The sequence below is a fragment of the Sphingopyxis terrae subsp. terrae NBRC 15098 genome, assembly GCF_001610975.1.
GTDB classification, from domain to species: domain Bacteria; phylum Pseudomonadota; class Alphaproteobacteria; order Sphingomonadales; family Sphingomonadaceae; genus Sphingopyxis; species Sphingopyxis terrae_A.
In genome coordinates, this window is sequence record NZ_CP013342.1 from 3759254 (window position 1) to 3783175 (window position 23922).

At 65.3% G+C, this 23922-nt stretch carries 21 protein-coding genes and 1 pseudogene; 4 read left to right on the top strand and 18 right to left on the bottom strand.

All coding sequences use genetic code 11. The features are described 5' to 3' along the window. Positions 1-4: 4 nt before the first annotated feature. From AOA14_RS17985 to AOA14_RS17995, 3 genes are all read right to left on the bottom strand, one after another. Positions 5-1159, bottom strand: coding sequence for a dipeptidase (locus AOA14_RS17985; protein ID WP_062902800.1), 1155 nt, complete (start codon positions 1157-1159; stop codon positions 5-7). Positions 1160-1247: 88 nt separating this feature from the next. Then, positions 1248-2258: a dipeptide epimerase gene (locus tag AOA14_RS17990; protein WP_062902801.1), complete on the bottom strand. Its 1011-nt coding sequence runs from the start codon at positions 2256-2258 to the stop codon at positions 1248-1250. Beyond that, positions 2258-4234, bottom strand: a complete 1977-nt coding sequence (locus AOA14_RS17995) for a serine hydrolase domain-containing protein (protein ID WP_062903254.1) — start codon at positions 4232-4234, stop codon at positions 2258-2260. The genes AOA14_RS17990 and AOA14_RS17995 overlap by 1 nt, the downstream gene beginning before the upstream one ends. Positions 4235-4378: 144 nt before the next feature. Here AOA14_RS17995 and AOA14_RS18000 point away from each other — a divergent pair, with 144 nt between their 5' ends. Next, on the top strand, positions 4379-5002 hold the full coding sequence (locus AOA14_RS18000) for a helix-turn-helix domain-containing protein (RefSeq protein WP_062765817.1): 624 nt from the start codon (positions 4379-4381) through the stop codon (positions 5000-5002). After that, the gene (locus AOA14_RS18005) at positions 4995-6692 is read left to right on the top strand and encodes an N-acyl-D-amino-acid deacylase family protein (RefSeq protein ID WP_062902802.1); all 1698 of its coding nucleotides are present in this window, start codon (positions 4995-4997) and stop codon (positions 6690-6692) included. Before AOA14_RS18000 ends, AOA14_RS18005 begins: the two co-directional genes overlap by 8 nt. A gap of 75 nt (positions 6693-6767) precedes the next feature. On the opposite strand, the gene AOA14_RS18010 is transcribed toward AOA14_RS18005, so the two are convergent. Together AOA14_RS18010 and AOA14_RS18015 are read right to left on the bottom strand one after the other, a co-directional pair. Then, positions 6768-7115 (bottom strand): EF-hand domain-containing protein, encoded by a 348-nt coding sequence (locus AOA14_RS18010; RefSeq protein ID WP_062902803.1) that lies wholly within the window; start codon positions 7113-7115, stop codon positions 6768-6770. A 131-nt stretch (positions 7116-7246) separates the two neighbouring features. Beyond that, a complete protein-coding gene (locus AOA14_RS18015; RefSeq protein WP_062902804.1) occupies positions 7247-8224 on the bottom strand; it encodes an NADPH:quinone oxidoreductase family protein in 978 nt (325 codons plus the stop codon). Positions 8225-8292: 68 nt separating this feature from the next. On the opposite strand from AOA14_RS18015, the pseudogene AOA14_RS20395 reads away from it, so the two are divergent. Next, positions 8293-8860: pseudogene (locus AOA14_RS20395) on the top strand (glycoside hydrolase family 108 protein). Positions 8861-8924: 64 nt separating this feature from the next. Further along, positions 8925-9338, top strand: coding sequence for a holin family protein (locus AOA14_RS18025; protein WP_062902805.1), 414 nt, complete (start codon positions 8925-8927; stop codon positions 9336-9338). A gap of 120 nt (positions 9339-9458) precedes the next feature. On the opposite strand, the gene AOA14_RS18030 is transcribed toward AOA14_RS18025, so the two are convergent. From AOA14_RS18030 to dapA, 13 genes are all read right to left on the bottom strand, one after another. Further along, a complete protein-coding gene (locus AOA14_RS18030; protein ID WP_062902806.1) occupies positions 9459-9947 on the bottom strand; it encodes an SRPBCC family protein in 489 nt (162 codons plus the stop codon). Positions 9948-9958: 11 nt separating this feature from the next. Beyond that, entirely contained in the window at positions 9959-12613 is a 2655-nt protein-coding gene (gene alaS / locus AOA14_RS18035) for an alanine--tRNA ligase (protein WP_062902807.1), read from the bottom strand. Between the two features lie 51 nt (positions 12614-12664). Further along, entirely contained in the window at positions 12665-13399 is a 735-nt protein-coding gene (locus AOA14_RS18040) for a hypothetical protein (protein WP_062902808.1), read from the bottom strand. A gap of 108 nt (positions 13400-13507) precedes the next feature. Then, complete coding sequence (locus AOA14_RS18045) at positions 13508-14074, bottom strand: hypothetical protein (protein WP_238929690.1); 567 nt, start codon at positions 14072-14074, stop codon at positions 13508-13510. Between the two features lie 13 nt (positions 14075-14087). After that, a complete protein-coding gene (locus tag AOA14_RS18050) occupies positions 14088-14711 on the bottom strand; it encodes a glutathione S-transferase family protein (RefSeq protein ID WP_062902810.1) in 624 nt (207 codons plus the stop codon). Between the two features lie 12 nt (positions 14712-14723). Continuing rightward, a complete protein-coding gene (locus tag AOA14_RS18055; protein WP_062902811.1) occupies positions 14724-15539 on the bottom strand; it encodes an agmatinase family protein in 816 nt (271 codons plus the stop codon). Positions 15540-15745: 206 nt separating this feature from the next. Then, on the bottom strand, positions 15746-16822 hold the full coding sequence (gene recA, locus AOA14_RS18060) for a recombinase RecA (RefSeq protein WP_003050311.1): 1077 nt from the start codon (positions 16820-16822) through the stop codon (positions 15746-15748). A gap of 122 nt (positions 16823-16944) precedes the next feature. Next, on the bottom strand, positions 16945-17298 hold the full coding sequence (locus AOA14_RS18065) for a response regulator (protein ID WP_062902812.1): 354 nt from the start codon (positions 17296-17298) through the stop codon (positions 16945-16947). Beyond that, complete coding sequence (locus AOA14_RS18070) at positions 17291-19690, bottom strand: hybrid sensor histidine kinase/response regulator (protein WP_062902813.1); 2400 nt, start codon at positions 19688-19690, stop codon at positions 17291-17293. Before AOA14_RS18070 ends, AOA14_RS18065 begins: the two co-directional genes overlap by 8 nt. Before the next feature lie 71 nt (positions 19691-19761). After that, positions 19762-21822: a M13 family metallopeptidase gene (locus tag AOA14_RS18075; RefSeq protein ID WP_202988323.1), complete on the bottom strand. Its 2061-nt coding sequence runs from the start codon at positions 21820-21822 to the stop codon at positions 19762-19764. A 96-nt stretch (positions 21823-21918) separates the two neighbouring features. Further along, complete coding sequence (locus AOA14_RS18080) at positions 21919-22533, bottom strand: DUF2062 domain-containing protein (RefSeq protein ID WP_082819993.1); 615 nt, start codon at positions 22531-22533, stop codon at positions 21919-21921. Next, entirely contained in the window at positions 22530-23015 is a 486-nt protein-coding gene (gene smpB / locus AOA14_RS18085; protein WP_062902814.1) for an SsrA-binding protein SmpB, read from the bottom strand. Before smpB ends, AOA14_RS18080 begins: the two co-directional genes overlap by 4 nt. A 13-nt stretch (positions 23016-23028) precedes the next feature. Beyond that, positions 23029-23904, bottom strand: a complete 876-nt coding sequence (dapA, locus tag AOA14_RS18090; protein WP_062902815.1) for a 4-hydroxy-tetrahydrodipicolinate synthase — start codon at positions 23902-23904, stop codon at positions 23029-23031. Between the last annotated feature and the right edge of the window lie 18 nt (positions 23905-23922).

Here is a 23922-nt window from a genome sequence, read left to right on the forward strand (position 1 = left end):
CGCCTTACCCCCACACTTGCGCGAGCAGGCGGCGGAAATTGCCCCCCAGCACCGCGCGGATGTTATCGTCCGAATAGCCGCGACGGATCAGTTCCTCGGTCAGGTCGAAGACCTTGAGCGGGTGGTCGAAACCGTCGATGTCGATCTTGTCGCGAAAGGCATAGCTGTCCTTGTAGCTTGCCTTCAGCGCCGCATATTCCGCCGGCGCCATGTCGTCATAGCCGTTGAGGTCGGCGTCGGACCCGATGCCGACATGCTCGATCCCGACCAGCTTGGCGACATGGTCGATATGATCGGCCATATGGCCGACATTGGTGGGGTCGCTCGCGCGGACGAACATCCGCACTCCGGTGATCCCCATAACCCCACCCTTGGCGGCGAGCGCCTTGATTGCCTCGTCGGTCTTGACCCGCGGATGGTCGACCAGCGCGCGCGCATTGCTGTGGGTGATCGCGATCGGCCCCTTGGCGAGCGCGATCGCGTCGAGCGTGGTGCGGTCGCCGCAATGAGACACGTCGATCAGCATCTTCGCCCGCTCCATCGCGTCGATGATCGCCGCGCCATAGTCGCTGATCCCGCCATCAACTCGGTCGGTGCTGCCCGACCCGATGCGGTTCTGGCTGTTATAGGTGAGTTGCGCGCAGCGCAGGCCCAGCCGGCGAAAGACCGCGACATCCTCGACGCCGTCGAACTGGTCGGCATTCTGGATGCCCATGATGACGGCGCATTTGCGCATCGCCTTTGCCCTGTCGAGGTCGTCCACCGTGTCGACGAGCGAAAAAACATGGCCGTTGCGCCCGACGAAGCCCTGCCACCCCGCCATATATTCCATCGCCTGCGCCCGCGCATCGGGGCCGCCCAGACCGAAGCTGTTGTGGAAGCCCGTGATCCCGCTCGCGCGAAACTCCCCCGCCTCGGCATCGGTGAGGCGGTGCGCGATATAATCGGCTGCCATCGTGATCTTGAGCGGCGCGAGCATGTCGATCACCAGCGAGGCGGCGACCAGATCGACGGCGCGCGTCGAATAGCTGCGCGCCGGCGTCGCCGCGAAGGCATAGGCACCGCGCCCGATCATCGGCGCTGCGATCGTCGCAGACAAGGCTGTCCCGACCGCGCCCGCCACAAAGGCGCGGCGCGTCGCCGGGAATGACGCGGTCATTCCACCCTCCACCTCAAGAAAATTTCACTTTCAAGACTATTGTCCTAATCAGAAAATTGTCAACCCATTTAGGACAGGATAATTCATATCAGCCGCCACCCCACAGGCTCGGCGGACAATGGATCTTGCCGTCGCGATAGGTGACGCCGGGCTCGCGGTCGCGCGCGAGGAACGTCGGCCCGTCGAGGTCGACGATGTCGCAGAGCTGCCCCACGAGGTAGGATGGCGCCATCGACAGGCTGGTGCCCATCATATTGCCCACCATCACGTCGAGCCCCAACCGCCGCGCCTGCCGCGCGATCGCCAGCCCCTCGGTCAGCCCGCCGCACTTGTCGAGCTTGATATTGACGACATCGAAGCGCCCGACGAGCGAGGCGGTGTCGGCGAGCGACAGCGCGCTTTCGTCGGCAACGAAGGGCAAGGGCCGCTTGATCCCGTCGAGGTCGGCCTCGCGCCCGCGCCGCAGCGGCTGTTCGAGCTGCGCGATGCGATGCGCGACGAGCAGCGGCAACAGATCGCCCAGCGTAGCGCGGTCATAACCCTGATTGGCATCGACGCCGATCCACGCATGCGGCCGCGCCGCGCGGATCGCGGCGATGCGCGCCGCGTCAAGGTCGACCTCGCCCGTCAGCTTTACCTTCACCGGCGCGTGCGGGTCGATCGCCAGCGCGGCGGCGGCCATCGCTTCGGGGCTGTCGGCGCCGAGCGTCAGCGTCGAGCGCAGCGCGCGCGGCGGGTCGAGCCCGGCCAATTCCCAGACGGGCTTGCCCGCACGCCGGGCCTCGAGATCCCAGAAGGCGCAGTCGATCGCGTTGCGCGCGCCGCCGGGGGGCAGCAGATGCTGCAGATCCTCGCGCGTCGCGCCCCCTTCGATCGCGGGCCGCACCCGCGTCGCTTCGGCGAGCATATGGTCGATATCGTCGCCGAGGTAATAAACCCCCGCCCCCTCGCCGCGGCCCTCATGGCGGCCGTCGGACAGGGTGGCGACGAGCAGCGCAGTCTCGGTGAACACATGGCCCGCGATGCGGAACGGCTGGTGATAGGGAAAACGCTCGACGCGAAGGTCGAGCGTCAGTCCGGTCATGACATCGGCCGTCATCAGTAGACCATGCCGAAGCCATAGAGGTGGAAGTGCAGCGTCAGCCAGACGAGCACCAGCGCCGACAGCAGCAACAGCACCGCCCCCAGCTTCATCGTCCAGCGGCGCTTGTCCTTGATGCACAGCCACAGGTGCCACGCGCTCGTCGCCAACAGGCCAAGGCTGGCGATCGGCGTCAGCACGCGCAGCAGGATGATCAGCCAGTCGAGCGGGCCGCCGACGCTCCCGATATCGCCCGAGAAGGTGACGATGAACATCGCCCATCCGGCGACCGCCGCGATGACGAGCCACGCGAACAGCCGCGACAGCCGCCACGCGCGCCGCGCCTGGCCTTCGAGCGCAAAGGTCGCGCCATAGCTGCGGCGGACCAGCGCGCGCACCGGCCACGCGAGCGCCGCAAGCAGCACGAGCAGCAGCGCTGCGATCAGCGCCGGGTTCAGCCAGGCGACATTTTCGCCCGCCGGGGCCGGCCAGAAGACCATGAAGGGCGACGCGGCATCCAGGCTGATGCGCACGACGCGTCCGTCCTTGACCTCGGCAGCGAGCCGTTCGCCGGTGCCGGTGTCGCGCCACACAAAGGGCTCGACTTCGACCCAGTCGCGCGGTCCGGCGCTCAGCCCGTCGAGCGCGGGCATCGCGATCTTGCCGTCGGTTCCGACCACGATCTGCGCCTGGCCGAGCAGGCCGAACAGGCTCATGAAATTGGTGAAGGACCCGCGGCTCGACACATAATGGCCGGCCAGCATCGCGGCATGGTCGCGCGCAGTCTTTTCATCGACCTGTCCGGGCTTGGGCGTGCCGGGCAGATAGCGGTCGGCGAACTGGTGGAACAGCGCGCTGCGGATCGCGCCCGCTGCGCCTTCCTTGCCGGGGCTGTTCATCGACACGAACAAGCCGATGTCCGAATCGGGGAACAGCCACAGATAGCTGTGGAACCATTCGGTATCGCCGCCGTGCGCGATCGCGCGATGCCCGTTGACCCATTGTTCGTAGAAGCCGAGCGCCATGCTGTTGAGCGGGCCGACGCCGGGCGCCTTGTAATCGTGCATCAGCTTCGCCGTCTCGGGCTTCAGCAGCACGCCGCCGTTGTTCAGATGCGCCATCATGAACTTGCCCATGTCGCCGCCCGACGCCGACAGGCTGCCCGCGGGGGCCGGCACGACGATTTCGAAGGGCTTGGCCTTGTCGGTCATCACGCGGTAGCCGCTCGACATGAAGGGCGCGAGCGCGGCCGGCAGCGGCTGGCGGAAGCTCGCATATTTCATGCCCAGCGGCGCAAAAATGTGCCGATCGATATAATCATCGAAGGATTCGCCGCTGGTGCGCTGAACGATGTATCCGGCCAGCGCGGTCGCATAGTTGGAATAGGCGGGCGTGCTTCCCGGCGCAAAAACCCGCGCGGGCAGCGCTTCGCGCGCATAATCCTTCAGCGGCATCACCGCCTTGGGATCGCTGCTGATCAGATAGCGGATCGATTCTTCAAAGCCCGCGGTGTGCGTCATGATATTGCGCAGCGTCACCGGCTTGCCCTCGAAGGGCGGAATCTTGAAATCGAGATAGGTGTTCACATCCTTATCGAGGTCGAGCTTACCGGCTTCGACAAGCTGCATCACCGCGGTCCAGGTAAACAGCTTCGACACCGAACCGGGGCGAAACAGCGTCGTCGCGGGATCGACGGGCTTGCGCGACGCGACATCGGCAAAGCCATAGCCCTTCTGCAGCACCGTGCCGCCGCCGCGCACCACGACGACGACCGCACCGGCAACCTCGCCGCGCGCGAGCGCATAGGGCATGAAACCGTCGAGCCACGCCTCGACATCGGCGGCGTCGAGCTTGGCCGCGCCCGCGGGCGGCGGCGGCACGGCCGGCGTCTGCTCCGCCGGCTTGGCGGCAATCTGCTGCACCGGCCCCTGCGCGGCCAGCGGGACGGCCGCCAGCACTCCCAATCCTATCATAAGCTTGCGAAGGAAACGCATCGCTTTATCCCCCTTATCCGGCGCGCCGCGCGACATGCTTGCAGCGAGCCGCGAGACGCCTTACCAAGGGTCAGCAATAAGTGACCCAATGCGGACATAATGATCCTGATTGGAAAATTGTCAAATGAGGAATGGACCGACCCGATGACATCCCGATCGAATCCCCCGACGCTCGGCGAGGTCATGCGGGGAATTCGCACCCGAAATGGCTGGACGCTCAAGGAAATGAGCGCGCGCTCGGGCATCCCGGTATCGACGCTGTCGAAGGTCGAACATGACCGGCTGACGCTCAGCTACGACAAGCTGCAACAGCTCAGCCAGCGGCTCAACATCCGCATGTCCGACCTGTTCGCCGAAGATGCGGGGGACAGCGCGCCGCGCGTCACCGGCCGGCGCAGCGTCGGCACCATCGACACCGCGGTTCGCGTCACCACCGACAATTACGACTATCATTATCTCTGCACCGACCTGCGGCAAAAGCGCATGATCCCTATCATCACGCGCATCCGCGCGCGCAGTGCGAGCGAATTCGGCGAGCTCGTCCACCACCAGGGCGAGGAGTTCATCTATGTCATCGAAGGACGGATCGAAGTGCACAGCGAATTTTACGATCCCGTGGTCCTCGACGCGGGTCAGGGCATCTATATCGATTCGTCGATGGGTCACGCTTATGTCGTCGCCGACGGCTGCGACGAGGCGCTGGTCCTCGGCGTCTGCTCGAGCGCCGACGAAGGGTTGATGGATTCGCTGATGAGCCTCCATGCATAGCCGCTCGCCCTTCGTCGCGGCGCTGCTCGCCAGCTCGCTGCTCCTTTCGGCCTCGGCCGGCGCGCGCGGCGCGGCCCCTGCCTATGACGTCGTCATCCGCGGCGGGACGCTCTACGACGGTTCGGGCGCCGCCCCCGTCGTTGGCGATATCGCGCTGAAGGGCGACCGCATCGTCGCGGTCGGCACGGTCGCGGGCCGCGGCCGGACCGAGATCGACGCAAAGGGCATGGCTGTCGCGCCCGGCTTCATCAACATGCTGAGCTGGGCAACCGAATCGCTGATCGCCGACCCGCGCAGCCTCAGCGACATCCGCCAGGGCGTGACGCTCGAAGTGATGGGCGAAGGCTGGTCGATGGGCCCGTTCAACGCGACGATGAAGGCGCAGGAGACCGAGCGTCAGGGCGATATCAAATATGACATCAGCTGGACGACGCTGGGCGATTATTTCGCCTATCTCGAAAAGCGCGGCATTGCGCCCAATGTCGCGAGCTTCGTCGGTGCGGCGACAGTGCGCGTGCACGAACTGGGCGAAGGCGATGTCGATCCCACCCCCGAACAGCTCGCGCGGATGCGCGCGCTCGTCCGTCAGGCGATGGACGAAGGCGCGCTGGGGGTCGGCAGTTCGCTGATCTATGCCCCCGGCTCCTATGCCGAGACCGACGAACTCGTCGCGCTGACCAGCGAGGCGGCGCGCTGCGGCGGCATGTATATCAGTCATATGCGCTCGGAAGGCGACCGGCTTGAGGAAGCGGTCGACGAACTGATCGCCATCGCGCGCCGGTCGGGCGCGCCGGCCGAAATCTATCACCTCAAGATGGCCGGCCGCGCGAACTGGGACAAATTCGCGCCCGTCGTAGCGAAGATCGAGGCGGCGCGCGCCGCGGGAACGCGGATCACCGCCGACATGTACACCTATACCGCGGGCGCCACCGGGCTCGACGCCGCCATGCCGACCTGGGTTCAGGCGGGCGGACTGGAAGCGTGGATCGAGCGGCTGAAGGATCCGGCGATCCGCGCCCGCGTCGCGGCCGAAATGAAAAGTCCGGGCAGCGACTGGGAGAATCTCTACATCGGCGCGGGTGCCGACAAGATGATCCTGACAGGCTTCAAGAATGACGCGCTCAAGCCGCTCACCGGCAAGACGCTGGCCGAAGTGGCGGCGATGCGCGGAAAATCGCCCGAGGAAACCGCGATGGACCTTGTCGTCGAGGATGGCTCGCGCGTCGGGACCGTCTATTTCCTGATGTCGGAAGACAATGTCCGGCGCCAAATCCAGCTTCCCTGGATGAGCTTCGGCTCGGACGCCGCATCGCAGGCGGCCGAGGGCGTGTTCCTGAAGTCGGGCGCCCACCCACGCACCTATGGCAATTTCGCGCGCCTGCTCGGCCGCTATGTTCGCGACGAAAAGCTGATCCCGCTCGAAGAGGCGGTGCGGCGGCTGACCTCGCTCCCCGCGGGTAACCTCAACCTTCAGGATCGCGGCGCGCTGCGCCCCGGCTATTTCGGCGATGTCGTGATCTTCGATCCGGCGACCGTCGGCGACCGCGCGACCTTCGAAAAGCCGCACCAATATGCGACCGGCGTGCGCGATGTGTTCGTCAACGGTACCGCGGTGCTGCGCGGCGGCGACCCGACCGGCGCGACGCCGGGCAAGGCGGTACGCGGATCGGGCTGGAAGCGCTGCTCCTGATCGCGCGCGCATTGATCGGCGGTGATTGACCGGCGGCGGCCGAAACCGCCGCCGGCCCCGTTCAATTCAGTCTTTTCAGTTGGATTCGCTCTGATCGGCGCCGTCGGCGGGCGCTTCGGCCGGCGGGGCGGCCGCGCGCGCCTTGCGCATCGCTTCCATTTCGGCCTTGTCGACGAAGCCGTCGCCATTGGTGTCGAGCCGCTTCATCAGCGCATCGACCCGCTCGGGCGTCGCCATCGATGGCTCGCCCATGCGCTCGGCGCGCATTTGCATCATCTTCGCGATCTCGTCCTTGTCGAGCTTGCCGTCGCCATTGGCGTCCATCATCGCGAACATGCGTTCGCCATTATGCGCCGGCGGCTGCGCGTGCGCGGCCGGTATTGCAAGCATCAGCGGCGCGGCAATCGTCAGAAATTTTCTCACATGTCGTCCTTCACTATGGGCGGCAAAGCGCCGGGCACCCCGCGGCTCAATGACCCATGGTTTGTCGCAAAACTATGCCAGTTGCGCCGTGGTGCCGCAGTCGCGGGCCAAAGCGCCGCCGCGCCCGCTCGTCAAGGCGTCAGCACGACCTTCCCCACCACCTCGCGCCGCTCGAGCATGGCAAACCCCGCGCGCCAATCGGCAAGATCGAGCACGGCGTGGACATGCGGGCGGATCGCCCCGCTCTCCGCCATTGCGTCGATTGCGACGATATTCTCGGCCCCGCGCTCGGGAAAGCGGCGGCCATATTCGCCCGCGCGCACCCCAACGACCGAAAAGCCTTTGATCAGCGGCATATTGACCGAAATATCGGGAATCCGCCCCGATGCAAAGCCGACGACAAGCAAGCGGCCGCCGAAGGCGATGCAGCGCGTCGATTCGTCGAACACATCGCCGCCGACCGGGTCGAAGATGACATCGGCGCCCCTCCCTTCCGTCAACGCCTTAACCGTCTCGCGAAAACCGGGCGCCGCCTCGATCACCGCGTCGGGTGTGTAAAGCGCGGCAATGGCATCGCGCTTCGCGGCGCTGCTTGCCGCCGCAATCACCCGCGCGCCCAGTCCGCGCGCCAGATCGACCGTCGCCAGGCCCACACCGCCCGCCGCGCCGTGGACCAGCACCCAGTCGCCGGGCGCGACCCGCGCGCAGCGGACGAGCGCGACATAGGCGGTCAGATAGGCGACCGGACACGCCGCCGCCGCCGCCCAGTCGAGCGCGGCGGGCTTGCGCCGCAGCGTCGCCGCCGGAACGATGCAATATTCGGCCATCGCACCGAAACGATTGCCGCCGATCACCGCATCGCCGGGCGCCCAGCCTTCGACGCCCGCGCCCACCGCATCGACCTCACCCGAAAACTCCAGCCCCGGCACGAAGGGCAGCTCGGGTTTGAGCTGGTAGGCGCCGCGCGTCATCAGCAGGTCGGGAAAATTCACTGCTGCTGCCCGCACCCGCACCCGCACCTCGCCCGGCCCGGGTTCGGGTCGCGGCAGGTCGGCGATCGCGCAACCCGCGTGATCGGGCGCCAATTGGCTCACTTGCAGCGCGCGCATGAAAATCCTTTCCTACAATATTCCAATATGGTTCGTTTCAATATCTCAGTGAACTAAAGAAGCGAATCATGTCACTTGCCGACCTGCCCCGCCTTGCGATTGACGCATTGATCGATGCCCTCATCGACCGCGAAGGCGGATATGTAAACCACCCCGCCGATTGCGGCGGCCCGACCCGCCGGGGGATCACCGATGCCGTAGCGCGGGCGCAGGGCTATACGGGGCCAATGCGCGATCTGCCCCGCGCCGAGGCGGCCACCATCTATTGCCGCATCTGTTGGCTGCGCCCCGCCTTCGATCGCATCGCCGCGCGCGCCGCGCATTGCGGCCGAACCGTTAGATACCGGCGTCATATGGGTACCGCGATCGCCTCTGGCGTTCTCCAGCGCGCACTCAACGCGCTCAACCGCACGGCGCGCGACTATCCCGATATCATGGTCGACCGCGCCATCGGCCCGCGCACGCTGTCAGCGCTCGACGGTTCTTCTGAAAGCGCGCGGCAAGGGCGGCGTAACCGTGCTGCTGCGAGCGATGGAGGCGCTGCAGGGCGAACGCTACATCGCGCTCGCCGAACGCCGCCCGAGCCAGGAGGCATTTCTCTACGGCTGGCTCGCAAACCGCATCGGCGGCGGCTGATGAGTATCATCATACCGGGACGTACCGTGAACTTTGACAACTTCCAGCAAAAGGATCCGCAAATATGAGCATCATCGAAGGCCTGATCGGCCCCGTCGCCAAGCTGATCGACAAGATCATCCCCGACCCCGAAGCGCGCGACCACGCCAAGCTCGAACTGCTGAAGCTCGAGGACAGCCAGGAAATGGAGGCGATCAAAACGCGGATGACCGCGATCGTCGCCGAAGCGAACAGCACCGACCCCTGGACCAGCCGCGCGCGGCCCAGCTTCCTCTACGTCATGTATACGCTGCTTCTGTGGGCGATCCCGATGGGCCTGATCGCCGCCACGCGCCCCGACATGGCAAAGGGCATCGCAGAGGGCATGAACGCCTATCTCGCCGGCATCCCCGAACCGCTCTACGCGCTCTTCGGCACCGGCTACCTCGGCTACACCGCCGCCCGCGCATGGGGGAAAGCGAAAGGGGGGGAGGACTGAACCTTTCCAAGCCCTACTCTCAATTGTGTGTCCCCGCGAAGGCGGGGACCCATCTCCCGCCGGCTCGTAATTGCACTGCCGGATGATGGATCCCCGCCTTCGCGGGGATACAGGTCGCTATTAACTGGCCGCTCTTTCTCCCACCACCGCCGCCAGCTTCGCCAGCGACGACGTCAGCCCCGCCTCATGATCCTTCGCCGAAATCCCCGGCGGCACATGATGCGCATCGACCGTGACCAGCGTCCCGCCGCCCTTGCGCGACAGATACCAGTGCATCGCCATCGTGCCCGAAAAGCGGGGATCATCCGACACGAATTCGACCTCCCACACGATCAGCCGCCCGTCATCGAGCACCGGGATGTGCACCGCGACCAGATCGCTGTCATCGTCGCTCTTGGTCTCGACATCGGAGTCGTCGAAGGTCAGGCGCAGGCGGAACCCGCCGCCCTCGCGCAGATCGCTATGCTCGAATGCGCCCGTCGCGCCCTCGGGCGGTAGCCAGCGCGCCAGTTTTTCGGCGCTGGTAAAGGCCGCGAACACATCGACCAGCGGCGCGGCGATCAGCCTCTCGGCATGATCGGTGCGCCGCGTCTTCTTTGTCGGTTTCACGTCCCACCGTTTCAGGCGAGCGCGGCCTTGACCGCCGCGACGGCGTCGTCCGCCGCGCCGCCGTTCGGGCCGCCGCCCTGCGCCATGTCGGGACGGCCGCCGCCGCCCTGCCCGCCGAGCGCCGCAACCGCGACCTTGACCAGATCGACCGCGCTATGGCTGCCCGTCTTGTCGTCGGTCACGCCAACCGCGACCGACGCGCGGCCATCATTGACCGCGACGAGCATCGCGACGCCGCTGCCGACCTGCTTCTTGAGGCCATCGACCGTGCCGCGAAGTTCCTTGGGATCGAGCCCCTCGACGACCTGCGCCAGAAAGGCGACATCGCCGACCTGTTCGATCGCCGGACCCGCCGCCGCTCCGCCGCCCGCACCGCCGCCACCAAGCGCCAGCGCCTTCTTCGCGTCGGCCAGCTCGCGTTCGGCTTTCTTCAGCGCCTCGGCCATCGCGGCAACGCGCGCCGGCACCTCGTCGGGCGAGGTCTTGAGCGCCGCCGCCGCCGACTTCAGCGCCTCGTCGCGGCCCAGCAGCCACTGGCGCGCCGCCTCGCCGGTCAGCGCCTCGATACGCCGGACGCCCGACGAAACCGCGCTTTCGCTGATGATCTTGAACAAGGCGATGTCGCCCAGCGCCCGCACGTGCGTACCGCCGCACAGTTCGACCGAATAGCTATGCTCGTCGCCCTTGCCCATGCTGAGCACGCGCACCTCGTCGCCATATTTCTCGCCGAACAGCGCCATCGCCCCCGCTGCGATCGCGTCCTCGGGGGTCATGAGCCGCGTCGAGACGGGTTCGTTCGCCCGGATCTGCGCGTTCACATCGGCTTCGATCTGGGCGATTTCCTCCGGCGTCAGCGCCTTGGGGTGCGAAAAGTCGAACCGGAAACGATCCTCGGCAACCAGGCTGCCCTTCTGCGTGACATGCGCACCCAGACGGTTGCGCAGCGCGGCGTGGACAAGGTGCGTCGCGCTGTGGTTGGCGCGGATGCGATCGCGGCGCGCGGCATCGACCGACAGATGCACAGTGTCGCCGACCTTCAGCTTGCCCGCCTCCAGCTTCGCCTGATGCGTGTGCAGCCGGCCGAGCGGCTTGCCGGTGTCCTCGACATTGGCCTTGGCGCCTTCCAGCGTTGTGATCGTTCCCGCGTCGCCCATCTGGCCGCCGCTTTCGCCATAAAAGGGCGTCTGATTGGTCAGCACGACCACCGTGTCGCCGGCTTCGGCGGTCTCGACCGGCTGGCCGTCCTTGACGATCGCGATCACCTCGCCCTCGCCCTCTGTCGAGGTGTAGCCGGTGAACTCGCTGCTGCCATTGGCTTCGGCAAGGTCGAACCAGATTTCATCCGACGCCTTTTCGCCGCTGCCCTTCCATGCCGCGCGCGCCGCTGCCTTCTGCTGCGCCATCGCCGCATCGAAGCCCGCGCGATCGACCGCGATACCCTGCGCCCGCAGCGCATCTTCGGTCAGGTCATAGGGAAAGCCGAAGGTGTCATAGAGCTTGAAGGCGACATCGCCGGGCAGCGTCGCGCCCTTGCCCATGCCCACGGTCGCCTCGTCGAGGAGCCGCAACCCCTTGTCGAGCGTCTGGCGGAACTTGACCTCCTCGCGCTCCAGCGTCTCGGCGATCAGCGCCTGCGCGCGGATCAGCTCGGGATAGGCCGCGCCCATCTCGGTCGTCAGCGCCGGGAGCAGTCGGTACATCAGCGGATCCTTGGCGCCGAGTAGATGCGCGTGCCGCATCGCGCGCCGCATGATCCGGCGCAGCACATAACCGCGCCCTTCGTTCGACGGCAGCACGCCGTCGGCGATCAGGAAGCTCGATGCGCGCAGATGGTCGGCGATGACACGGTGGCTCGCCTGGCTTCCGCCCTCGGCGGCAACGCCCGTCAGATCGACCGACGCTGCGATCAGCGCCTTGAACGTGTCGATGTCGTAATTGTCGTGGACGCCCTGCATCACCGCCGCGATGCGTTCCAGCCCCATGCCGGTATCGATGCTCGGGCGCGGCAGGTCGACCCGCTGCCCATCCGGCATCTGCTCATATTGCATGAACACCAGATTCCAGATCTCGATGAAGCGGTCGCCATCCTCTTCGGGCGATCCCGGCGGGCCGCCCCAGATATGGTCGCCATGGTCGTAAAAGATTTCGCTGCACGGCCCGCACGGACCGGTGTCGCCCATCGACCAGAAATTGTCGCTCGTCGGGATACGGATGATCCGCTCTTCGGGAAGACCCGCAATCTTGCGCCACAGGTCGAACGCCTCGTCGTCGGTGTGATAGACGGTCGCGGTCAGCTTGTCGGCGGGCAGGCCCCAGGTCTTGTGAACCAGCGTCCAGGCATGGTCGATCGCCTGTTCCTTGAAATAGTCGCCGAAGGAGAAATTCCCCAGCATTTCAAAGAATGTATGATGCCGCGCCGTATAGCCGACATTGTCGAGATCGTTGTGCTTGCCGCCGGCGCGAACGCATTTCTGCGACGACGCGGCCGTGCTGTACGGACGCTTCTCCAGCCCGGTGAAGACATTCTTGAACGGCACCATGCCCGCGTTGACGAACATCAGCGTCGGGTCATTGAACGGCACCAGCGGTGCCGACGGTTCGATATGGTGGCCGGCCCCGGCAAAATAGTCGAGGAACGAGCGGCGGATGTCGTTGGTCGATGTCATGCGCGCGATCTAGTGCCGGATCGTCCGTTACTCAAGCACAGACGCGCAGCATCAGCGCTGGCAGAGCCGGTCGAGCTGCTGCCCGGTCAACCCCTGCTGGTTCACCAGCGCCTGCGAGATGAACTGCACATCATATTGGGCGATGCGATATTCGCCTTCGCGAACGCGCTGCACCAATATCCCGCCGCACGTTCCGGCAATCCCCGGATGATCGTCGAGCACCGAAAACAGGACATAGGCGCCGGGATATGCGGCGCCATCTGGATTGTTGCTCCACGCGACGAATTGCGGCGTCATCGATCCGTCGCCGGTCTGGAACTGCGTGGCGCCGGCATGCAGGTTTGCCCAGTCCTTCGGCGTGATTTCCGCCAGCGGGTCCATCATCGCGATCCCGGCCTGATCGCCGCGATCGACCCGGTCGAGGAAGCGCGTCACAAAGCTGGTCGCCGCCGCCGTATCGGCGTCGCTCGCCTTCCAGTCCGCCGGAACGGGCTTGTAGGGATCGGTCGCGGGATCGTAGCAGAAGAATTTCTGCCGCAGATTTTCGATCATCATGACATTGCGGGTCGTATCGACGCGGCTGTCGAAATTATACCGGCCGAAACGCACCTTCATCTTGCCGCAGCGCTGCGCCGCAATCCGCTGGACCTCTTCCATCGTCGTCGTCAGCCGCGCCGCCTCGATATCGGCGACATCGGCGCTGAAACCACCCGCGGCCAGCTTCTCGACGCGAATTGCGGGCTCGCCCGCCGCCGCAAGCAACAGCGCCAATACCAGACCTGCCATAACCCCGAACTCCCCCCGCCTTCCGTCGATCGGATGACCGCAGGCCGATATTGCGGACAACGGGCGCGCGCCGCAAGTCCGATGAGGGCTGGCTCAGCGCCACTGCGCTCAAAAAGCGGTCGCGATGCCCTTGCCCAGATAGCAGGGAAGCTGATGCAGCACGTCGGCCTTGGGCACCCCGTCCTCGATCAGGGCAGGCGGCACTTCCGACGTATCGACGCGCACGACGGTGAAGGCGGCACGGGGCGCGCTGCGATGGACGACGACATAGCCGCAATCCATCGTGCCATCCTTGCGATCGCCGCGAAAATCGAACGCGGCATAAAGGCCGGGCGGCTGTCCCGCCGGGTCGGCATACCAGGTCAGGCGCAGGATGCGCAGCGTGCCATCGGCCCACAGCGCAGCCCGCTTGCGCAGGTTCATCTCCCATTCCAGCCGCGGGTTCGACGCCTGAAACGACAGGCGCAGCATCGCATAGGCCGCCTCATAGTCGCGCTTCGCCAACGCCATCGTGAACCCGGTGAAGCGGTCGATCGCGCCCTCCTCGTCGGCTGGGGCGGGCTCGAAGCTCTTACCCGCGGGTACCACGACGTCGCGCTCGACCCCGGGCCCCAGAACGGGCGGCGCGGCCGCCAACGGGGTCGCCGCTGTGAATAGTGCGGTCAGGAGCAGCACGCCAAACCGGCGATCAAAAGACAAAATAATCGCCCCCGCGTTCGCGCGCGCGCTGCCAGGCGGGGCGCGCGTGGCACGCCGCGACGAAGGCGGCGAGGCGCGGATAGCGATCGGCACCGTTCATCGCCGCAACCTCGGCCGGGAAGCTCAGCATGATGTCGGCAGCCGACAGGCGATCGCCGATGAAATGCCCGGCGTCGCCGATCTCGCTTTCGAGATAGGCGAAATGCGCGCCGAGCTGTTCGTCGATCCGCGGTCGCAGCGGCGCCGCAGCATCGCCGAGGCGGGCAACATAGAGATTGAGGAGAACAGGAGTCATGGCCGAACCTTCGGCAAAGTGCAGCAGCTCAAGGTGCCGGACATGATTGTCGGTGCCGCGCGGCGGGATCAGGGCGTCACCGCCATGGCGCTCGCACAAATATTCGACGATCGCGCCCGATTCCTGGATCACCCGCCCGTCGTCCTCGAGCAGCGGCGATTTGCCGAGCGGATGGACGGCTTTCAGCTCGGGCGGCGCGAGGTTGGTAACGGCGTCGCGCTGATAGTGGCGAATTTCGAATGGAGCGCCGATTTCCTCGAGCAGCCACAATATGCGCTGCGACCGGCTGTTGTTCAGATGGTGGACGATCAGGCTCACCGCATTCTCCTCTTATCCGCGCCAATATCCGTTGCGATCGATTAACGCCGCCAGCTCGCGCACCAGCTTGGCGCCGACAATAGCGGTCACGCCGCCGATGTCGCGGCCCGGATGATGTTCGACGATGTCCGCGCCGACGATCGGCGCGCACTGCCGGTGCAGCACCGCGAGCAGTTCGCGCACTGTCAGCCCGCCGGGCTCGGGATGCGCGACGCCGGGCGCCGCCGACGGATCGAGCCCGTCGAGGTCGATCGAGATATAGAGCGGGCCGCTCAGCACCGGCACCGCTTCGGGAACCAAGTCCGCCATCGGGACGATCTCGACGCCGAAGCGATCGGCTTGTGTGGCGCAATGGCGATTCAACGTGCGGATACCGACCTGGACCAACCGCGCGGCAAGGCCCGCTTCGCATATCCGGGCAAAGGGCGACGCATGGCTGCGCGGATTGCCGCCGAAGTCGTCGTACAAGTCGGGATGCGCGTCGATGTGCAGGATGTTGAGCGGACCGAAACAAGCGGCGGCGGCTTCGACGAGCGGAAATGTCACCGCATGATCGCCGCCGAGCGCGAGCGGAATTTCGCCATCCTCGTGCAGCATCGCGACATGGCGCCGGATCGCGGCATCGTCGTGTGCGACATGCTCGGTCAGCGGCAGGTCGCCATCGTCAGTGAAGGCGATATCCGTGCCGATTTCGGGACCGAGCTCGCTTGCCATATTGCCGCGATCGCTGCGCAGCGCCGCACGGATCGCCGCAGACCCGCCCGCCGCGCCGCGTTCGAAACTACTGTTGACGTCGGTCGGCAAACCGAAAAGGCGGATCGCGGGCATCGAGCCTGTGTAGTCCTTGCCCCTGAACACGCAAGCCGGGATGCGGTACACGCCCCCGCCAGCATGGTCAGCGGCGGCATGGTCAACGGCGGCCGGGCCGACCTGCCAAGAGAGGGGTCGGGCAGATCCAAGGAGGCGTGCCGGAGAGGCACGGACCCGCCGCCGTTCGCCGGCGAGCCGTATTGCGACGGCTCGCCGGATCCGGATTAGATATCGTCGTCGTCCGCGTCGGGGCCGGTCATCATCTCTTCGGCCACCGCATCGGTGCGGCTGCGGATCGCCTTTTCGAGCCGTTCCATCAGTTCGGGATTTTCGGTCAGGAAATTCTTCGCATTTTCGCGGCCCTGACCGATGCGGATCGAATCATAGCTGAACCAGGCGCCCGATTTTTCGACGAGACCGGCCTTGACCCCGAGGTCGAGAATTTCGCCGATCTTCGAAATGCCCTGCCCGTACATGATGTCGAATTCGACCTGCTTGAACGGGGGCGCGACCTTGTTCTTGACGACTTTGACACGCGTGGTGTTGCCGACGATTTCGTCGCGGTCCTTGATCTGGCCGGTGCGGCGGATATCGAGGCGGACCGAGGCGTAGAATTTGAGCGCATTGCCGCCCGTCGTCGTCTCGGGATTGCCGTACATCACGCCGATCTTCATGCGCAGCTGGTTGATGAAGATCACCATGCAGCGCGAACGGCTGATCGAGCCGGTGAGTTTGCGCAAGCTCTGCGACATCAGGCGCGCCTGAAGGCCGACATGGCTGTCGCCCATCTCGCCTTCGATTTCGGCGCGCGGGACGAGCGCGGCGACCGAGTCGACGACGAGCACGTCGATCGCATTCGAGCGCACCAGCGTATCGACGATTTCAAGCGCCTGTTCGCCCGTATCGGGCTGCGACACGATCAGCTCGTCAATGTTTACGCCCAGCTTCTTCGCATAGACGGGATCGAGCGCATGTTCGGCATCGACGAAAGCCGCGGTTCCGCCGGTCTTCTGCGCTTCGGCGATGCAATGCAGCGCGAGGGTGGTCTTGCCCGAGCTTTCGGGACCGTAGATTTCGATAACGCGGCCACGCGGCAGACCGCCGACGCCGAGCGCGATGTCGAGCCCGAGCGATCCGGTCGAGACCGCCTCGACCTGCATCGCTTCCTTCGATCCGAGCTTCATCACCGAGCCCTTGCCGAACGCGCGATCGATCTGCGCGAGTGCGGCGTCGAGCGCCTTCTGCCTGTCTGTGCTGTTCACTGATTTCCCCGATTCGACGAGTGATAATTGTCCGGCCATGACCGTTCCTTTCCAGCTCTAGAGCGAAGGCAGAACCACCGCAACGCCAGAGCTGTGTACGCTATTTGTTCTATAGGAACAAGTGGAGAACAAATATTTTTGCGCTATCGGCGAGGCGCGCGCTATTCCCCGAAAAAACCATCCAGAACGGCCTCGATTTCGGCGATACGGAACGGCTTCGTCACCAGCTTGCGGTTCGCATGCGGCGCGGGAATCACGTCGCCGCCGCCTGACGTGAAGGCAAAGGGAATCCCCCGCTCCGCCAGCGCATCGGCGACCGGCCATCCCTTTTCGTCGCCCAGGTTGATATCGACGAGTGCGCCCGCCACCGGCTGCGACGCGACTACCGCGAGCGCTTCCTCGTTGGTCGTCGCCTGCGCCGGTTCGGGATAGCCGAGCGCGTCGAACATATCGACGAGCATCATGCCGATCAGGACATCGTCTTCGACAAGCAGGATCAACCTGTCTTCAGCCATGACCCACCCTATGCGCCGCATCGTCGAGCGCCATCGATACTGCTTCTGCAAGCTGCGCAACCGAGAAGGGCTTGGGCAGGAAGGCGACATCATCGATGTTGATCGACTGGCGCAACTGCTCCTCGGCATAGCCCGACATGAACAGCACCGGCAGGTTCGCCCGCTTGGCGCGCATCGCGCGGACCATCGTCGGCCCGTCCATCGTCGGCATCACAACGTCGCTGATCACCAGGTCAATCTTGTCCATCGCGGCGAAGCGTTCAAGCCCCTCTTCGCCCTGCGAAGCGGTAACGACCGTATAACCCGCGCGGGTCAGCGCCCGTTCGGCGACGGCCCGCACCATATCCTCGTCCTCGACGAGAAGGATGGTACCGGTGCCCCACTGGCTTTTCTTCGCCTTCGCAGCCGGCGGCGGCGTTGCCGGCACGCCGCTTTCGGCTCGGTGGACCGGCAGGTAAATGGTGAAGCTGGTCCCCGCGCCCGGTTTGCTGTCGGCAAAGATAAAGCCCGCCGATTGTTTGATGATGCCATAGACCGTCGACAGTCCCAGCCCTGTCCCCTTGCCGACATCTTTGGTCGTGAAAAAGGGTTCGAAAATTTTAGGCAGCACTTCGGCCGGAATGCCGGTCCCCGTATCGCCGACCTTCAGCGCGCTGTAATCGGCGGGCGGCATGAATTCATTGCCCATCTGGCGAACTTCAGCGGCGGAAACGGGATAGGTTTCGATCGTCAACGTCCCGCCGCCGGGCATCGCGTCGCGCGCATTGACCGCAAGGTTGATGATGACCTGCTCTAGCTGCCCGGGGTCGGCGCGCACCGCACCCAGCCCGCGGCCATGATGCACCGACAATTGCACCGTATCGCCGATCAGCCGCTTGAGCAGATGCGACACTTCCGAAATCACGTCGGGAAGCTGCAATATCTGCGGCCGCAACGTCTGCTGGCGCGAAAAGGCGAGCAACTGCCGCGTCAGGCTCGCCGCGCGGTTGGCGTTGCTGCGGATTTGCTGAATATCGTCATAGTCGCTGTCGCCCGGCGTGTGCCGCATCAGCATCAGATCGCAGCTTCCGAGCACCGCGGTCAGGATATTGTTGAAATCATGCGCGACGCCGCCCGCAAGCTGGCCGACCGCCTGCATCTTCGATGCCTGCGCCACCTGCCGCTTGAGGCGCGACTCTTCGCTCGAATCCTTGAGGCTAAGCAGAACCGCCGCCTCGCCCAGCCCGCGCACGCCGACGACGCGCATCGACACCGGTTCGTCGCCTTGTCCGGCCAGCCGGATCGACAGATCGCCGCCGACCTGCTGCCCGCTGCTGTGACGGCGGATCATGTCGGCGAGTGGTCCCTTGTCCTCGCCGACCACAAGATCGCCGGGGTAGCGCGGCCTCTTGCCATCGGCGACGCCCGCGGCGCGCATGAAAGCGCGGTTCATGTACAGAAAGCGCCCGTCGCGATCGACGAGCGCAAGCCCGAAGGGCAGCAGTGACAGCAGCGTTTCGATATAGCTTTGCGCGGTGCCGCGATCGGCGGGTCCGATCTCCTCGTCGAGCATGGCGAGCAGCATCGGCCCGTGCGTATCGGCCGGCGTCAGCGGGATTTGCAGCATCCGCACCGGCGTTGCCCGATCGCCCTCACGCGCAAAATAGAGCGCGCCGGCATCATCGAGCCGCAACATTCCGGCGACATCGCGCCCCGCATAATGCAGCGCATCCTCTTCGCCGAGCGCGCGCAAAAGAAATGCCTGATTGGCAACGCGCAACCGGCCCTCGGCACTGACCAGCGCCGCCATCACCCCCGCCTGCGCCAACGTGCGCCCTGCGGGTCCGTCGAGGTGGCGGACGATCTCTCCTGCCAGATCGAGCCGTTCATGGGCCGAAAAGCGCCAGATGAGATAGTCTTCGGCCTGCCCCGATCGCAGCACTTGTGCACGAAGTTGCAAGGGCCCGACTGCGATTTCATCGACCCCGCCCTCACCTTCGCGCCACGCGGTCCGGCCCGCATTTTTGAGCAGCTCGGCGCCGCGCCCTTCGAGCGGCAGGCCCGGCGGCGTGACGAAGCCGCCCATCCATGTCGCGAACAGGTCGTTCGCACAGACGAGGCGTCCGGCCCGGTCGGTGATCGCAATCGCAATATCGTCATGATTGACCGCGGCGCGCAGCATCGACCAATCGGTCGGCGCCGCCTCGCCCACCGCGGCCGCCGGAAACAGACGCCGCGCGAGGATCATGCCGCCCGCCGCGAGCGCGAGTCCGGCAAGGAAACCGGCGGCAAGCACCGCGTCGCCGGTGGCCCAGAACAACAGCCCGACCGACACCAGCGCGAGGCCGCCGAGCAGCGCAAGGTCGATCCGGGAAAGCCCTTGAATTGCGGAAAGCGGACCGGCAGCGCCCACCCCCCTGCTGAAATCGGTATCAGCGGAAGGCAGGCTCTGCGCGGTCAATTCACACTTTCCCAGTCAGCGCATCACCAGATGCGAACACGATCCTTCGGATCCAGATAGAGCGTCTGGCCCGGCTTAACCTGATAGGCCTTATACCAAGGGTCAAGATTGCGCGAGACCCAAGTCCGCTGGATCGAGGGCGAATGCGGATCGGTCGAAATGCGCTGCGACAGATTCTGTTCGCGATAGTTGCGCCGCCATACCTGCGCCCAGCCGAGGAAAAAGCGCTGGTCGCCGGTCAGCCCGTCGATCACCGGCGCCTCCTTGCCGCCCAGCGACGCCTTGTAAGCGTCATAGGCGATGTTGAGGCCGGCGAGATCGCCGATATTCTCACCCAGCGTGAAGGTGCCGTCGAGATGCTCGCCCGGCAGCACTTCATAGGCGTCATATTGCGCGACGAGCGCCTTGCTCGCTGCTTCGAACGCCTTCACATCCTCGGGCGTCCACCAGTCGGCGAGTTTGCCGGTTTCGTCATATTTCGAACCCTGGTCGTCGAAATGGTGGCTGATCTCATGGCCGATCACCGCGCCGATGCCGCCATAGTTGATTGCGGGGTCGGCCTTCGGATCGAAGAAGGGCGGCTGCAGGATTGCGGCCGGGAAGACGATCTCGTTCATGCCGAAATTGGCGTAGGCATTGACCGTCATCGGGGTCATGCCCCATTCCCAGCGCCGGATCGGACCGCCGAGACGGCTGATATTGTCGTCATGCTGCCACTGGTTGGCGCGCAGCGCGTTACCAAACAGGTCGTCGGCCCGGATCTCCAGCGATCCATAATCCTTCCAGCGATCGGGATAGCCGATCTTGGTCGTGAAATTGGCCAGCTTCTTCTTCGCCTTCACCTTAGTTTCGGGCTGCATCCACGCAAGATTGTCGATGCGGTGGCCGAGCGCCGCGATGACATTCTTGACCAGCTTGTCCATTTCCGCCTTGGTTTCTGGCGGGAAATATTTCGCGACATAATCCTTGCCGACCGCTTCACCCAGATTGCCGGTCGTGAAATCGACCGCGCGCTTCCAGCGCTCCTGCATCTGCGGCGTTCCCGACAGCGCGGTGCCATAGAAGGAGAAGGCTTCCTTCGCGACCGCATCGGGCAGCACGTCCGAAAAGCCGTCGAGGCTGCGGACGAGCAGCGCGTCGCGCAGCACGCCGATCGGCGCGTCGGCAATCAGCTTCGCCTCGCCGGTGAAGGCGCTCGGCTGCGACACGAGCAGCGCGTCTTCCTTGACGCCGATGCCGCGAACAAAGGTCGTCCAGTCGAAGCCCGGCGCCGCCTTTTCCAGTTCGGCAAGCGTCATCTTGTTATAGACCTTGGTGGCGTCGCTGCTGTCATTCTTGTCCCAATGGACCGTCGCGATCTGCTTTTCGAAGGCATAGACTGCCTGCGCCCGCGCCGCGGCGTCCTGTTCGCCTGCCAGCGTCAGGACATTTTCCAGATGCTTGAGGTAAGCCGCCTGCAGCTTGGCGTTGCGCTCATTGTCCTTCAGGTAGAAGTCGCGATCGGGCATGCCGAGGCCGCCCTGGAACATCGTGTAGATGTAGACGTCGGGATTCTTGTCGTCCTGCCCGACATAGCCGCCGAAGAAGTGCGAGACGCCGTTGCGGTCGGCTTCGGCGAGCAACGCGGCAAGGCCCGGTTTGTCGACGGTGCGGATCTTCGCGAGCCACGGCTGGATCGGGGCAAGCCCCTTCGCCTCGACCGACGCCGAATCGAGATAGGAGGCATAGGCGCGTCCGATCATGCTGCTCGGATCGCCCTTCGCCGCTTCGAGAATCTCCTGCGTGCGCTTTTGCGACAGATCGGCAAGCGCGGTGAACATGCCATAGTTGGACTTGTCCGCCGGGATCGCGGTGTTCTTGGCCCAGGTGCCATTGGCATAGGCGTAGAAGTCGTTGCCGGGCAGCACGCTCTTGTCCATGCCGGTCGTGTCGAAGCCGAAATCGCCGATTTCGGGCTTGTCGGCCTTGGCCGAGGCGGCGGCCTGCTCCTTGGCCGAAACCGAAACCGCCGGCGCCATGCCGAACAGTATCGCGCCCAGCGCGGCGGTCGCCATCAGGCGCGAAGAATGCGTCATACGTGTCATGATTATCCCCAGGTTGACGGGCAGGACATGATTCTCCGCACCGTGAATGGCGCGGATCCTGCGATGGAGACAGCTATAAAAGCTGGCGGCCTGCGATCAACCGGCCGCCGTGTCGCTCGTCGATGACTCAAGTCGTTGGTCGCGCGCGCGGCGCAATTTGCGCCGCCAGCGCAGGCGGATCCAATTGTCCCAGATTACCGCCGCGAGCAGGAAGCCGACCACCGCGGTGACGACCGAGATTACGAACAGGCCCGCGATCAGAGCCGGCGCAGCGTCGGACAACAGCCACCGCGCCCATTCGCCGACCGATGCGCCATTGTCGATCATGATCGAGAAGGTCGCGACATTCGCATGCAGCCCGAACAGATCATTGCCGAGCCAAACCGCCGCGGCGATCAGCAGCGGCGTCGTCGCGGGGTTGGACAGGAAAGTCATCGCGACGCCGATCGGAATATTGGCACGGAAAGGCAGCGCGAGCATTGCCACGCCCAGTATCTGCGCGCCAGGGATCAGGAAAAAGATGCCGACGAACAGACCGAGCGCGGTGCCACGGCGCACCGAGGTGCGGGTGAAGCGCCATAAATGGCTATGCGCGACGCGATGGGCAAAGGGCTTGACGAACCGGCTTTCGAGCAGCTCCTCACGCGACGGCGAGTGGCGCTTGATCCAGTTCATCACCGCCGCCTTGTCGCGCGGCTTCCCCCCGCTCATCCCCGTTCCTTCATCAATCGCTGCTTGTCGCGCTTCCAGTCGCGTTCCTTGATCGACTCGCGTTTGTCGTGCGCCTTCTTGCCCTTGGCGAGCGCGAGTTCGACCTTCGCGCGCCCGCGTCCGTTGAAATATACGCTCAAGGGCACCAGCGTCATCCCTTGCCGGGCCACCGCCGCGTGCAATTTATTGATCTCGCGCGTGTTGAGCAGCAGCTTGCGGGGTCGGCGCGGTTCATGATTGAAACGGTTGCCATGGCTGAATTCGGGGATGTTGGCGTTGATCAGCCACACCTCGCCGCCCGCGACTTCCGCATAGCTTTCGGCGATCGTCCCCTCGCCGAAGCGCAACGATTTCACCTCGGTGCCCTGCAGCGCGATCCCCGCCTCGAACACCTCGTCGATGGCATAGTCGAAGCGCGCGCGCCGATTTTCGGCGACGACCTTCTTCTTGTCGAATTCGGGGGCGGATTGCGGACGGGCCATGAATGAAGAAAACCTAGAGAACGCCCGCCGAAACCAGTGCGGCATCGACGGCGGCGCGCGATGCAGCGGACGCCGGAATGATAGGTAGGCGCACATCGGGCGAAAACCAGTCGTGCACCCGCGCCAGCGCATATTTGACCGGCGCCGGTGACGCGTCGGTGAACATCGCCTTGTGCAGCGGAAACAGCCGGTCGTGCAGGACCAGCGCGCGCGCCCAGTCGCCTGCGGCGCAAGCGGCGGCGAAATCGGCGCACAGGCGCGGCGCGACATTGGCGGTGACCGAAATGCAGCCCACCCCGCCCAGAACGGCGTGCGGCAACCACAGGTCGTCGTTGCCGCTGAGCTGGCAGAAATCGGCGCCCGCCCCGGCCCGGTGCATCGTCACGCGCGCAAGGTCGCCGCTCGCATCCTTGGTCGCGACGACCGTCGGAATTTCGGCGAGTTTGCACATGGTTTCAGCGCTGATGTCGGCGACGGTACGGCCGGGGACATTGTAGACGACGATCGGCAGATCGCTCGCGTCGGCGAGCGCCCTGAAATGGGCGAGCATGCCTTCCTGTGTCGGGCGGTTGTAATAGGGCGCGACGATCAGCGCGGCGCTCGCCCCTGCGGCCTGCGCATGCCGCATGTGGCGGATCGCGGTGGCGGTGTCGTTCGACCCGCAGCCGGCGATCACCGGCACCCGTCCCGCCGCCGCCTCGATGCACGCGTCGATGATGCGATAATGTTCGTCGAAGCTCAGCGTCGGGCTCTCGCCGGTCGTACCGCACGGCACGAGCGCGCTCGTCCCCTCTTTGATCTGCCAGTCGACGAGGCGCGCAAAGGCCTGCATATCCAACGCACCGTCGCGAAATGGCGTCACCAAAGCGGGAATCGACCCCGAGAACATGCTCCGCTCCTTTACAAA

What these genes read in the sequence shown, in the direction of transcription:
- AOA14_RS17985 (WP_062902800.1), bottom strand. Translation starts at nt 1,159, where the DNA reads ATGACCGCGTCATTCCCGGCGACGCGCCGCGCCTTTGTGGCGGGCGCG.
- AOA14_RS17990 (WP_062902801.1), bottom strand. Translation starts at nt 2,258, where the DNA reads ATGACGGCCGATGTCATGACCGGACTGACGCTCGACCTTCGCGTCGAG.
- AOA14_RS17995 (WP_062903254.1), bottom strand. Translation starts at nt 4,234, where the DNA reads ATGCGTTTCCTTCGCAAGCTTATGATAGGATTGGGAGTGCTGGCGGCC.
- AOA14_RS18000 (WP_062765817.1), top strand. Translation starts at nt 4,379, where the DNA reads ATGACATCCCGATCGAATCCCCCGACGCTCGGCGAGGTCATGCGGGGA.
- AOA14_RS18005 (WP_062902802.1), top strand. Translation starts at nt 4,995, where the DNA reads ATGCATAGCCGCTCGCCCTTCGTCGCGGCGCTGCTCGCCAGCTCGCTG.
- AOA14_RS18015 (WP_062902804.1), bottom strand. Translation starts at nt 8,224, where the DNA reads ATGCGCGCGCTGCAAGTGAGCCAATTGGCGCCCGATCACGCGGGTTGC.
- AOA14_RS18025 (WP_062902805.1), top strand. Translation starts at nt 8,925, where the DNA reads ATGAGCATCATCGAAGGCCTGATCGGCCCCGTCGCCAAGCTGATCGAC.
- alaS (WP_062902807.1), bottom strand. Translation starts at nt 12,613, where the DNA reads ATGACATCGACCAACGACATCCGCCGCTCGTTCCTCGACTATTTTGCC.
- AOA14_RS18040 (WP_062902808.1), bottom strand. Translation starts at nt 13,399, where the DNA reads ATGGCAGGTCTGGTATTGGCGCTGTTGCTTGCGGCGGCGGGCGAGCCC.
- AOA14_RS18055 (WP_062902811.1), bottom strand. Translation starts at nt 15,539, where the DNA reads ATGCCCGCGATCCGCCTTTTCGGTTTGCCGACCGACGTCAACAGTAGT.
- recA (WP_003050311.1), bottom strand. Translation starts at nt 16,822, where the DNA reads ATGGCCGGACAATTATCACTCGTCGAATCGGGGAAATCAGTGAACAGC.
- AOA14_RS18065 (WP_062902812.1), bottom strand. Translation starts at nt 17,298, where the DNA reads ATGGCTGAAGACAGGTTGATCCTGCTTGTCGAAGACGATGTCCTGATC.
- AOA14_RS18075 (WP_202988323.1), bottom strand. Translation starts at nt 21,822, where the DNA reads ATGACACGTATGACGCATTCTTCGCGCCTGATGGCGACCGCCGCGCTG.
- AOA14_RS18080 (WP_082819993.1), bottom strand. Translation starts at nt 22,533, where the DNA reads ATGAGCGGGGGGAAGCCGCGCGACAAGGCGGCGGTGATGAACTGGATC.
- smpB (WP_062902814.1), bottom strand. Translation starts at nt 23,015, where the DNA reads ATGGCCCGTCCGCAATCCGCCCCCGAATTCGACAAGAAGAAGGTCGTC.
- dapA (WP_062902815.1), bottom strand. Translation starts at nt 23,904, where the DNA reads ATGTTCTCGGGGTCGATTCCCGCTTTGGTGACGCCATTTCGCGACGGT.